The sequence below is a fragment of the Pseudoalteromonas sp. H103 genome, from assembly GCF_001469205.1.
Taxonomy (GTDB): domain Bacteria; phylum Pseudomonadota; class Gammaproteobacteria; order Enterobacterales; family Alteromonadaceae; genus Pseudoalteromonas; species Pseudoalteromonas carrageenovora.
The window spans coordinates 256,373-268,779 of sequence record NZ_LOFG01000017.1 but is presented as its reverse complement, the minus strand read 5'-3'; the positions used below and the strand labels follow the sequence as shown (position 1 = coordinate 268,779).

The window sequence follows — 12,407 nt, the reverse complement described above, 5'->3', positions numbered from 1 at the left end:
CTGGGCTCCTTATTGTTGGCCTAACATAAAATCACTTTGTGCTTGGAATGCGCTATCGTTTCTATCATAAACTTTTGCACCATCTACAAACACTTGCTCTGCTTTTGCGTAAACACTAAATGGGCTTTGATTCCAAATAACCACATCGCCTTGTTTACCTGCTTCAAGCGACCCTGTTTTATCTTCAATACCTAAAGATTTAGCTGCATTAGAGGTGATCCATTTAATGGCATGCTGCTCAGAAATATCAAAACCATTTTCGTTTGCGCGGAACATTACTTTACCGGCTTCTTGGTTTAAGCGTTGAATGGTTGTATCAGAATCTGAGTGCACAACCGCACATGAGTTTTTAACCGCATCTACAATAGCTACGTTTTCTTGAACCATGTCGTACGCTTCCATTTTAAAGCCCCACCAATCAGGCCAAAGTGCAGCACATGAACCGTTATCAGCGAGAAGATCGGCAATTTTGTAAGCCTCTACACCGTGATGAAATGTACCAGCGTGGTAGTTAAATTCTTTAGAAAGGTCAATCATCATGGCCATTTCTTCAGCTTTATAACAATGGTTGTGAATTAATACTTCACCTTCAAGTACCGCTCGAAGAGTATCGTGCTTAATGTCGCGAACGGGTGCTTCTGGGTTTAAGCCTGCTTCGTAATCAGCGTCGTACTTGTCCCATGCGCGCTTATATTCTTGTGCTTCTGCCCAAGCCATACGGTAACCTGCCATGTTACCCATACGGGTTGAAGGTAATGTACCTTGACGGCCATAAACACGTTTAGGGTTTTCACCACACGCCATTTTTAAACCATTTGGCGCTTCAGGGAATTTCATTGCTTGCATGGTATGCGCTGGTACGTTTTTAAGCGTAACGCCTCGGCCGCCAAATAAGTTAGCTGAGCCTGGTAAAATTTGTAATGAGGTAATACCGCCTTCACGAGCGCGGTTAAAGCCAGGGTCTTGTGGCCACACAGAATGCTCTACCCATACCTCAGCAGTATTCGGGCTCGTCATTTCGTTACCATCTTGATGCGACTCAACCGATGGGCTTGGGTAGGCGCCTAGATGAGAGTGGACATCAATAATTCCTGGGGTTACCCATTTGCCCATTGCGTCAATTGTAGTATCTGCATTAGCAGATAAGTCTTTGCCTACTTGCTGTACTTTACCATCAACAAGTAAAACATCCGTTTCATCTAAACGCTCACCAGTACCGGTAAGTACAGTGGCGTTTGTGATTAATGTGCTACTAGTCGCTACTGGTTTGTAAGTACTTGGGTAAGGGTTTTTATTGATTGTTATTTTTGGATCTTGTGGGCCATTTTCTTGGCAACCAACAAGTGCAGCAGCTAAACCAACTGCTAACAATGAGGGAGCAAATTTTTGCATGTTGTTAGGTTCTCCTGTTTTTTTGCTACTTTAGCTAAAGCTAAGTAATAAAGCTAAAAAAACAGGTAAAAAAGCGATTAATTGAGTTAAATGACTGTAATTATTTTTTTATATAATTGTTATACAATTTTTCAAGCGCACCTTCAGTCGTAAGTGACGGATCTTTGCTCATAAAGTGTTTAACGGTACGTGTTACAAAATCTGAGTTTTGCTTATGCTGCTTTGAAAAATCTTTAATTAAAGTATTACCGTCTTTCGCTGCGGTTACTTTATCGTGACGATGACGATATTGGCTTAACGCTTTGTTAAAGTCGCCGTTGTAGTCTTCAACTAAAATTTTATAAAAGTCACTTTTTTGTACTTTAAGACTATTAATGCAGTAGTTTAACGCTTCTTTAAAGTCAGTAAAAATCATGCCTTCTACATCAAACTCTTTGGTTTTTTCGCGCACGGTTACACGCGCTTCTTCTGTGGCATAACTGAAGCCTGTAAAAGCTAAGCGCTCTGATGCTTCTTTTCCTAGCTTCATACCCGCTTGAATGCTGTGTGCAAATTCGTCGCTCATTTCGCCAAGTTCGCTTTCTTCCCACATATTATAAACGCGCAGCGCTTTTGCATATTTGCTTGAGAGCTTTTTTTTAAGCTTAGTGAAGCGCTCATCTATGCTCATGAGCCTTTCGTTATGTAATAGTGCATGGCACTCATAACAAGCAGCAATTGATACAAAATCGGCTTCTTCGCCCAAATCTATAATGCTTTGTAGCATATGCAGCGGCGGGCAATGGTCTCGCTCTGTTGCTTCGCAGCCACAATAAAAACATTGATTAAAATGCTTGTGCTCACATGCATACGCTTGCTGATAATAGCTTGCTAACGTTTTGCTCACTGGTGCTCCTAATAAATACGCGCTAATTAATAAAACATCACAAATAATGGAGGCGATAATAACAGCCTGAAAAAATAAGTTATACCAATTACATTAAATTAGTGGCCTATTATTTCGTTAAGAAAATAGCGCAATAACAAGGAAAAATTATGACGTGTAGTTATTCTACACGAAACATTTTTAACGCAGTGAATGCGCTATTTAATACGATAGAATGATTATGTTATTTATAAAATTGGTCGCTATAAAATAATTTTACTTAAGTGTGTCAAAAAACACATTTTAAAAAGTATATATTCAAGCACCTACGTAAAGTGTGTATTTTTCACATACATGCTTACACCTTGTTGCGTTTGGTTAACAGCTTTTTAGATTAAATAGCTCAATAATAAAGCTGAACCACAAACAATGAGGAATAATTATGAATACATTAAAAGCTAGTTTATGTACAACGTTGGTAGTTGCCGCAACACTATTAGTAACTCCTGCTTTGGCAGTTCAATTTGAAGCTACTGATTCATCAGCTGGTACACAAGCATGTATGGCTGTAGCGGCTAATAAAGCGCATGTACTTCGTAAAACATCACGTAATTTAAATATTAGTAAAGCGGTTATAAGCAAAAAGCTTGAATGCAATAACTTATCAATGGGTGACTTTGTCACATTATATAATTTAGATAAAAGCGCTAACTATTTAAATATTGATACCAGTACCCGTACGTCAATTAAAGATATAGCAAAAACATTTAACCCTGAAAAAGTAATTATTACAGGACCAAAATAGTATGGCGTTAATGCAAGACTAAGCCTGTTTATAATCAGGCTTAGTTTTATTATATAACAGCTGCGATTAAACCAAATAAGCCACCAAATACACCACCCCACACCACTAACCAACCTAAGTGCTCACGGATCATAGTTTGAATAATTTCTTTCACCATTTTAGGTGTTAACTCATCTAAACGCTCATCCACTAATTTAAGTACCGTAACGTGTAAGCTTTGTGCGCTATTACCTTGTGAGAGTGTTTGGTTTACTAATGCTTTAAAGTTGTCAGTTTGAGAAATCTCACTAAGCGACAATTGCATTTTTTCTATAAATTTTTCACGCATTGGCTCAATGGCGGCTGTGCCACCAAACATACCTAGCATGCTGCCAAACTGAGACTGCTCTATGACCTCTAATAAATTGTCAAATGCAGGATTTAAATCAACGTTACTAATAATGGGTGTAAAGTCGATATTTGGCTGTGCTTTATTGAGCAGATTATTGATTTTTTGCTCTGAAAAAAACTCAGTCAATATTAAATCACGAATTGCTACTTTAAAGCTCTCAAACTTTAGCGCTATAACACCAGAGCCGTATAAAAAAGGGACTTTTTCAAATAGCATATGAATAGCTAATAAATTTGTAACCGCACCAGAGAGGGCAAATAAGCCAACCGACAACACAATTGGTTGGTCAAAAAAGTAACCTGCCACTACACACGCGCCAGCTAGCAAATTAGTGATAAAACTCTTATTCATTAGTGCTCCATTAGTATTTTTTATATCGTTAATTTTACAACGATTAGTTTGTTAAATTAATACTTTTTTGCCATAGTTTAAATACCTGTTTAAAAGGCGAGCAACAGATATGTGGAAAACTGTAAACGAGCACATTAGCCAAGCCATTCATTATGACTTTAAACACACTTATAAGCGCCAATTGCAAAGTACAAATACCGATAAACTCTTTCATTTAACCAATGGTACTCATAATTATTTAGTTAAAATAGCGCTTAAAAGCGAGCTTGAACGCCTTGAAAGCGAAGCTGTAGGCCTTAAGCTTCTTACACAAAACAGTATATTTATGGTACCTGATTGTATTGTAACAGGTGCTAACATTGAGTTTTCGTTTATTGTGCTCGAATGGCTCGTACTCGATAAGCAGCCACATACGCGCTGGGATGATATGGGAAAGCACCTTGCAATGCTGCATCAAAAGCACCCTCAAGCTATGTATGGCTTTGATGTAGATAACTATTTAGCCACCACTGTGCAACCAAATAGATGGCATAAAAAGTGGGATGTATTTTACGCAGAAGAGCGCATTGGCTGGCAACTACAACTCCTAGCTGAAAAAAACATAAACCTAGTTGAACCTGATCGCATAATAAATTTAGTTAAAGAGCAGCTACATAATCATCATATAGAGCCTTCTCTTTTACATGGTGATTTTTGGCGTGGGAATATGGGGTTTATTAAAGATATACCCACTTTATTTAACCCAGCTTGTTATTACGGTGACCGCGAGGTTGATATGGCAATGAGCGAATTATTTGCGCCATTACCTAACGACTTCTATAACGCCTATAACAAGCACTACCCGCTTTCTCCAAACTACGAAAAACGCAAACTCATATACCAGTTATACCCTATTTTAAATCACGCTAATATATTCGCAGGGCACTATCTTACTGAAGCAAAACAACATATCGATAGGCTGCTTAGTTAAGCATTTTAAAGCTGTAAAATAAGTGTCATAAGCTACATTTCAGCGCTATATTTAATGAGTAAGTAGAGGTTCATCTGTCAGCGATTAAGTTGGACCTAACTTTATTATTTATAGCGGGAGTGATTATGAAAGACTTTTTATCACAACGTATCACCTGCCCACATTGCGGCAACCATATACATTTAGATATAGACGCAAGTATGGGCGATCAAGACTACATTGAAGAGTGCAGCGCTTGCTGTAACCCTATCCATTTAAACATGCACATTGACCATGCGAATAAAAAGCTAGAGTTACATATAGACAGCGATAATGAACAAATATTCTAGCCTTGGTGGCGTAAGTAGTTTTCGACCGTATTAATTATGGTGTAGGTTTGCTGATCTACCTCAATGTTTAGCTTATCGCCTACTTGCGCTGACCCTAAATTCGTAATAGCCAGTGTTTCGGGGATCAAGTGTAACCAAAAACCGTGTTCATCTACCTCACCAACAGTTAGGCTTGCGCCATTAATAGCTACAAACCCTTTGTAGATCACATATTTTTGCCATTTTTTAGGTAAACTAAGCTGTATTTTACAGTTACTTTGCACTTTAATTATTTGGCTTATTTGTGCCGCACAGTGGATATGCCCCGACACTATATGCCCACCAAGCTCAGTACCAAACGTTACAGAACGCTCATAATTAACTAAGCTCCCTAACTCTAACTCGCCTAAGTTTGTAAGCGCCAGCGTTTCGTCAATCACATCAAAGTGAACTTGCGCCACTACATCGTGGTTACTTAGTTCAACTTTAACAACGGTTAAACAGCAGCCATTAATTGCAATGCTCGCCCCTAAATCAAGGTGCTTAACATACTCATCACCTACCGACACCACTAAGCGAATAACGCCTTCATTCAACACTTTAGATACAACGGTCGCTTGTGTTTGCACAATTCCTGTAAACATAAAATCACTTTAAATTATTACAAAGTGATAGTTTAACGTATCAACTCGCAAAATCATTCACTACTGTGATTTTTATTTGAAACACAATAGATTACAATTGCCGCCTGTTTAATCTAATAGCTGTTTTTATGACCTTTTGTAATTGGGAAGCTAAGCGTTTACTTTCCCTTGCTTTACCTGTTTTTTTAGCGCAAGTCACACTTATTTTAATGTCGGTGGTCGACACTATTATGGCCGGACAAGTAAGCCCAACCGACTTGGCCGCGCTTTCTATTGCTACGGGTATTTGGAACCCTTTATTACTGGCTTTACAAGGGATTTTATTAGCCCTTACCGGTATTATTGCGCAGTTTTCAGGTGCGGATGACAGAAAAGGCATTAGCCACTATTTTCAACAAGCGCTGTATTTAACCGCTATTTTAAGTTTTACCGGCTTTGCGATAAGCTATTTAGCCGATACCATTATTTTTAAACTCGATACCAGCCCAGCGATTGCTAATTTAGCTTACGATTACATTCACTTTGTAAAATGGGGAGTATTTGGCTTTTTAATATTTACAGTTTATAGAAACGTGACCGAAGGCATGGGTATGACCAAACCCGCGTTTTATATCAGCCTACTGGGGCTCGCTGTAAATATTCCGGTTAATTACATATTTATAAATGGCTTATTTGGCTTACCGGCTTACGGCGGTGCGGGTTGCGGTATTGCTACCGCTATCGTTTTAACTATTATGGCCATAGCCCAAGTAACCTATTGCCAAATGAGTAAAAAAATAGACGCTAAAGGGCTACTTTCATCATTCGAAAAGCCTAACTTTAGTACTATTGGTATTATAACAAAGCTGGGTATACCTATATCGTTAGCCACTTTTTTTGAGGTGACTTTATTCGCATGTATCCCTTTATTTATTGCACATTTAGGTGCCGTTGCGGTATCAGGGCATCAAATAGCTGCAAGTGTTACTACATTACTTTTCATGATGCCCCTGAGCCTATCAATCGCTATTAGTATTCGCATTGGTAACTTGTTTGGCCAAAATAATATGACGCAATTAAAAGTAGCGGTTTCTACCAGCTATATTTTAGCTATTGCTATTGCGTTATTTTTGGCACTCATTACATTTACAGGCAGAGACTATATAAGCCAAATGTATAGCGACAGCCCTGCGGTGTTAGCATTGGCCTCATCAATCATGATTTTGGCGTGTATTTATCAATTACCTGATGCGCTACAAGTTGCGGCTAATGGCATATTAAGAGGATTAAAATACACAACACCAATATCGTACATTACGTTTATATCATATTGGTTAATCGGCTTTTGCTTAGGTTTCGTATTGGCGAGAACAGATATAATTGTACCAGCCATGGGGCCTCATGGCTTTTGGGTAGGAATAATAGTTGGCCTAAGTGTTGCGGCTATATTCTTAATGCTCACAGTACATAAACGCCTTAAGTATGAGTTTAGTAATTATGAAGCACTCAGTAAAAGCTAGCATGCTCTCAGACTGCACAGTATTGGTTACTTTACTAATACTGTGCAGTTTTTTGCTGGTTGGCTGTATTAAAGCCCCAAGCGATACTAATAAAACCTATGTTGAACGCTTAAGCAGTACACTTGATGTGGCTGCTGTTGAGCCTACCCCACTTAAGCAACTGTCGTTATTGCCCCCTGCACCACTTGAAAAAAATAATATCACTTTAGGTATTGTTGAACTTGCAGGTATCAGCCACTGCAAATTAAACGTATTAATCAGTGAGCACAATAACCAATTAGGTAAAACGGCTGGTGCTGCTAGTCAACTTAAGTATCAGATAAATTTTATACAAAGCGCACAGGTTTGCTTAAACTCGATTGATAAAAACAGCTTTATTTTCAGTAAAATACAAAAAGCTAAAACCTACAAACAAACGCATCTAATGCACTATTTTAATACCATGCTTTTTAAAGAACGAGAGCTTAACCAAACATGGCAATTAACATCAACCGAGCTAAGTAAAGAGCCTGCAGGTTACAGCGATACTTTACATGCCCTTAAACAGCTGGTTGCCATAAAACAAAAAATAAGCAGTCAAGAGTTTGATAGTATAAACGCGAATGCTATTTTTAGTGCTCTTGAGCAGTTAAACAAGTATCAATTTAATCAAGCGCTAATTCAATCAGCTCGCACGCAAGTGGTGTTAAATAATAGTGCTACAAAGTTTGTAAAAACACTAAACTTAAATGACCTTTGCCCAGTGGGAAAAAACAATAAAAAAGCCAAAATAATAAGTAATGTATTTCAAAAGTTTTATTTAAAAGATATTCAGCCTTATCAAGCACAACTCACAGGTTATTTAGAAGAGCTACAACCGCTTTACAAAGAACTGTGGTTTAAACAAAGCATTACAAGCGAGCCGATTAATAACTTAATAAAACTTAAATCAAGCAATAACTTACTGAACTTACTAAAAAGCTCTGCTAAAAATCATGTAATTTGGTGGCAAGGTTTTTATAAAACGTGTGAAATAAGCCCAATATGAATAAAAAAACGACAAATAAACTTAAAAATAACAAACTTGCTTGATTCACCAACCGCCACGCTATATATTAGCCGCCGTTGTTAAGCAATTAACACCTACTTAAATAAAGTAATACGACTGTAGCTCAGTTGGTTAGAGCACTACCTTGACATGGTAGGGGTCGGTGGTTCGAATCCACTCAGTCGTACCAACACTTAAGAAAAAAGTATCACTGAAGGAACAAAACACTACCTACTCTTGATCACTCGGTCCAAAGGTCTGTAGTTCAAATCCACTCAGTCGTACCAATATTTATTCTAAAATCAGAGAATAAATTTATTTATGAATTCAAAAATTGTACGACTGTAGCTCAGTTGGTTAGAGCACTACCTTGACATGGTAGGGGTCGGTGGTTCGAATCCACTCAGTCGTACCACTTCAAAGCAATAATAAATCCAAAGAAAAAGCACTACCTACTCTTGATCACCCGGTCCAAAGGTCAGTAGTTCGAATCCACTCAGTCGTACCACTTCAAAGTAATAATAAATCCAAAGAGAAAGCACTACCTACTCTTGTTCACCCGGTCCAAAGGTCAGTAGTTCGAATCCACTCAGTCGTACTACTTTAAGTAATACAAATAAAATAACCTATACGTTTTAATTTTACGCCTTCACCTTAAATAGTTATTTTGATTGATTTATATGCTATTTATTTACAAATTGCATATAATCACTTTGTGAGATTGGAAAGTGGGTATTCATATGGATCGGGTTGTTGTTTTAGCACTATTATTTTTATGTACTTTGTTTAGTACTTATACCGGTGCACTCCCTCTGAATACTGATACAACGACTCTCAGCGATGATAACTTATGGCGGCCCACTACATCATCAGGTACTGCTCCATCTGTAGAGCAAGTAGTTTCATTATACAGAAACAGTACTGAAACAAATAACTTACTTGGAAAAAGCGACGCTGTTGTGACTAAAATAGCGCTTCAAAGTAATACCCCCTCAGATTGGTACATACTCCCACAAGCTAATTTTATCGACGTTGGTGTGGCCTATTGGCAAAGTGATAACGGGGATTTAATTAAGCTTGCTGATTTTTCGCAATCTCACATTAACCAACCCGCTATTATAATGCATGGCCAAGCTTTTAAGTTGCCTTTTGCGAGCGCTGGTAAAGGCTATTTATGGATATATTTAGATGCTAAGCACTATCCAACCCCAGTTGATTTAAAAATATTAAGCGAACCTGCATTTTTGCATCACCAATTTTATGTAAACTCATTAACTCTTATCGCTATTTCGGTCATGCTTACACTTGCTGTTATGGCCTTTGTAATGTTTTTAAGAGTAAAGCAAAAAGTCGCATTGTTTTGTGCAGGTTATGTAGGCTTGCATGGTCTAGGTTGGGCTTTTGCGTCGGGTGCTTTAAACGCAATATATGCTAGCCCTACTTTTAATAAACACTATTTAGGCATGTACTTATTTGCTTTTGCAATCAGTTGCGCCTCAGCCTATACCTACTACTTGTTTAATTTTGATAAAGAAAAAACAAATAAACTAGGTAGTGCGTTAAAATATTTTACTTATGCATCGCTTGTATGTGGTGTGTGCAGTGTGTTTATGCCGTTTTACATTGTGTTTTATGTTGCGCATTTATTAGCTGCAACATGGGTGATGCTTAGCATAACAACAGGCTTTGCAATGTTAAGCTTAAACGACTTTAGAGCTAAGTACTTTTTATTTGGTAACTTACTTTATAGCCTATCTTTGGTTGTTTATGTCGCGTTTCATTTTAATATGATAAACGCTTCATCATCCGAAATCTTTGTACTTAGTGCCTTGGCTATAGATTGTGTATGCATACTATTGTCTTTATCTGAGTGGCTAAAATTAAAGCAGCACGAATTTAACACCATACTTTATCAATCGCGCTTTGACCCGCTAACTCAAGTAGGAAATCGCTTATTATTAGATGATGAGTTAACCAAGCTCTCAATTTTTTCTTACGTAATTGTGTTTATAGATTGCGATGGCATCAAAAAAATAAATGATGCATTAGGGCATACAAAAGGCGATGAATTTTTAGTAAATGCAGCAAATTTAATGAAAAATCATGTACCACATAACACAGCTGTGTTTAGAACCGGAGGAGATGAGTTTATTTGGCTATGTAAAGTAGCGAATAAAGCTGAGCTTAGCCAAATAAAAATAGCGCTCAAAGAAAAGCTAAATTCGCTCCATCACACTATTAAACAACAGTGGCCACAATCAGGCATTAGTTATGGAATAGCTTCAAGCGATGAATGCCAAAATTATACTGAATGCTTAACCTTAGCCGATGAACGCATGTACAGTTTAAAGTCTGCCCACAAACTTAAAGCGGGCTAACGTTATAAATTACAAAGTTATAAAACGTAATCAACAAGTCATATCACTACATTCAATATAAAAAACTAAAAGAATTTGGTTTTAGTTTATGTTATTTTCAAGGTATTACAGTTAACACAAACTAATAGGAGCTTTTTCTTGAAACTTACGCCGCCCTAGGCAACCACCCCCCCCTTTTTAATCCGCACATTACGTGCAACCTTAATCGCCTCTGCGCGAGAATCCCTGATATTTAAATAAAATATTCCCCTATACTTTGGGAAACTAACTAATTAGGTTACTTACATGTTTGATCACGTAAAAAGAGATTGGCTCTCTAATGTTCGTGGCGATGTGCTTGCTGGTATTGTTGTGGCGCTTGCCCTAATACCTGAGGCTATTGCCTTTTCTATTATTGCGGGTGTTGATCCAAAAGTGGGTTTGTACGCCTCATTTTGTATCGCGGTTATTATTGCCTTTGTAGGCGGACGCCCAGGTATGATATCGGCGGCTACCGGTGCAATGGCACTGTTAATGGTGACGCTAGTTAAAGATCATGGTCTGGAATACTTACTTGTTGCCACCTTGCTTACCGGCGTAATACAAATATTTGCAGGCTTTTTAAAGCTCGGTGAGTTAATGCGATTTGTATCGCGCTCTGTTGTTACTGGGTTTGTAAACGCACTGGCTATTTTAATATTTATGGCGCAATTACCTGAGCTTACCAATGTGACTTGGCATGTTTACGCCATGACTACAGCGGGCTTAGGTATTATTTACTTATTCCCGTACATTCCAACTATTGGCAAAATACTTCCCTCTCCTTTAGTGTGTATTGTTGTTATTACGCTGGTTTCACTGTTTTTAGGGCTTGATATAAGAACCGTTGGCGACATGGGTGAACTACCTGACACTCTGCCTATATTTTTATGGCCCGATGTACCGCTAACACTCGAAACGCTGCAAATTGTTTTGCCGTATTCGATTGGTCTTGCGGTTGTGGGCTTACTTGAGTCAATGATGACCGCCACTATTGTTGATGACTTAACCGATACCACAAGCGATCGTAATAAAGAGTGTAAAGGTCAAGGTATTGCCAATATTGGCGCAGGTTTATTTGGTGGTATGGCAGGTTGCGCCATGATTGGACAATCAATTATTAACGTTAAATCGGGTGGTCGCGGCAGACTTTCTACCTTTATTGCCGGTTCATTTTTAATCATCATGGTGGTGTTTTTAGATGAATGGCTGCGGTTAATTCCTATGGCGGCATTAGTTGCAGTAATGATTATGGTGTCGATAGGTACATTCTCTTGGACATCAGTTAAAGATTTAAAAAAGAACCCGCTTTCATCAAACGTAGTGATGATTTCCACCGTTATTGTGGTAGTTGCCACGCATAACCTAGCCATTGGCGTGTTAGTTGGTGTATTGCTAGCTACATTATTTTTTGCCAATAAAATTGGTCGCTTTATGGTGGTTAAAGCTAACCATGATGGAAGCAACGATAAAATAACTTACGAAGTAGTTGGCCAAGTATTTTTTGCCTCAGCGGAGCAATTTATAGCGTCGTTCGATTTTAAAAATGCGGTTTCTAACGTGGTAATTGATTTAACCCATGCTCACTTTTGGGATATCACCGGTGTATCGTCACTCGATAAGGTGGTTATTAAGTTTAGGCGTGAAGGCGCAACAGTTAATATTATTGGTATGAATAGCGCAACCGAAACCGTAATTGATAAATTTGGTGTGCATAACAACCCTGAAGAAGTCGATAAACTACTTGGCGGACATTAAG

General features: G+C 38.2%; 11 protein-coding genes and 2 tRNA genes. 9 read left to right on the top strand and 4 right to left on the bottom strand.

All coding sequences use genetic code 11. The features are described 5' to 3' along the window. Nucleotides 1-9: 9 nt before the first annotated feature. Nucleotides 10-1,392, bottom strand: a complete 1,383-nt coding sequence (locus ATS74_RS15575; RefSeq protein ID WP_058549779.1) for an amidohydrolase — start codon at nucleotides 1,390-1,392, stop codon at nucleotides 10-12. A 100-nt stretch (nucleotides 1,393-1,492) separates the two neighbouring features. Next, nucleotides 1,493-2,278: a hypothetical protein gene (locus tag ATS74_RS15570; protein WP_058549778.1), complete on the bottom strand. Its 786-nt coding sequence runs from the start codon at nucleotides 2,276-2,278 to the stop codon at nucleotides 1,493-1,495. A 421-nt stretch (nucleotides 2,279-2,699) separates the two neighbouring features. Here ATS74_RS15570 and ATS74_RS15565 point away from each other — a divergent pair, with 421 nt between their 5' ends. Next, nucleotides 2,700-3,062 carry a DUF3718 domain-containing protein gene (locus ATS74_RS15565; RefSeq protein ID WP_058549777.1) on the top strand — a complete coding sequence of 121 codons (363 nt, stop codon included), beginning with the start codon at nucleotides 2,700-2,702 and terminating at the stop codon, nucleotides 3,060-3,062. A gap of 49 nt (nucleotides 3,063-3,111) precedes the next feature. On the opposite strand, the gene ATS74_RS15560 is transcribed toward ATS74_RS15565, so the two are convergent. After that, entirely contained in the window at nucleotides 3,112-3,804 is a 693-nt protein-coding gene (locus tag ATS74_RS15560; protein WP_058549776.1) for a hypothetical protein, read from the bottom strand. A 109-nt stretch (nucleotides 3,805-3,913) separates the two neighbouring features. Between ATS74_RS15560 and ATS74_RS15555 the strand changes: the two genes are divergently transcribed. After that, the gene (locus ATS74_RS15555; RefSeq protein WP_058549775.1) at nucleotides 3,914-4,774 is read left to right on the top strand and encodes a fructosamine kinase family protein; all 861 of its coding nucleotides are present in this window, start codon (nucleotides 3,914-3,916) and stop codon (nucleotides 4,772-4,774) included. 125 nt (nucleotides 4,775-4,899) lie between these two features. Further along, entirely contained in the window at nucleotides 4,900-5,103 is a 204-nt protein-coding gene (locus tag ATS74_RS15550) for a CPXCG motif-containing cysteine-rich protein (RefSeq protein ID WP_058549774.1), read from the top strand. Here ATS74_RS15550 and ATS74_RS15545 read toward each other — a convergent pair. Beyond that, entirely contained in the window at nucleotides 5,100-5,726 is a 627-nt protein-coding gene (locus ATS74_RS15545; protein WP_058549773.1) for a riboflavin synthase, read from the bottom strand. The two genes, ATS74_RS15550 and ATS74_RS15545, sit on opposite strands and share 4 nt — an antisense overlap. Before the next feature lie 128 nt (nucleotides 5,727-5,854). On the opposite strand from ATS74_RS15545, the gene ATS74_RS15540 reads away from it, so the two are divergent. From ATS74_RS15540 to ATS74_RS15515, 6 genes are all read left to right on the top strand, one after another. Continuing rightward, a complete protein-coding gene (locus tag ATS74_RS15540) occupies nucleotides 5,855-7,225 on the top strand; it encodes an MATE family efflux transporter (RefSeq protein ID WP_058549772.1) in 1,371 nt (456 codons plus the stop codon). Then, nucleotides 7,203-8,252 (top strand): DUF3080 family protein, encoded by a 1,050-nt coding sequence (locus tag ATS74_RS15535; protein ID WP_058549805.1) that lies wholly within the window; start codon nucleotides 7,203-7,205, stop codon nucleotides 8,250-8,252. Before ATS74_RS15540 ends, ATS74_RS15535 begins: the two co-directional genes overlap by 23 nt. A 113-nt stretch (nucleotides 8,253-8,365) precedes the next feature. Beyond that, nucleotides 8,366-8,442: transfer RNA gene (locus tag ATS74_RS15530), tRNA-Val, on the top strand. 148 nt (nucleotides 8,443-8,590) lie between these two features. Beyond that, nucleotides 8,591-8,667: transfer RNA gene (locus ATS74_RS15525), tRNA-Val, on the top strand. Nucleotides 8,668-8,992: 325 nt separating this feature from the next. After that, the gene (locus tag ATS74_RS15520; RefSeq protein WP_058549771.1) at nucleotides 8,993-10,630 is read left to right on the top strand and encodes a sensor domain-containing diguanylate cyclase; all 1,638 of its coding nucleotides are present in this window, start codon (nucleotides 8,993-8,995) and stop codon (nucleotides 10,628-10,630) included. A 285-nt stretch (nucleotides 10,631-10,915) separates the two neighbouring features. Beyond that, nucleotides 10,916-12,406, top strand: a complete 1,491-nt coding sequence (locus ATS74_RS15515) for a SulP family inorganic anion transporter (protein ID WP_058549770.1) — start codon at nucleotides 10,916-10,918, stop codon at nucleotides 12,404-12,406. Nucleotide 12,407 lies beyond the last annotated feature (1 nt).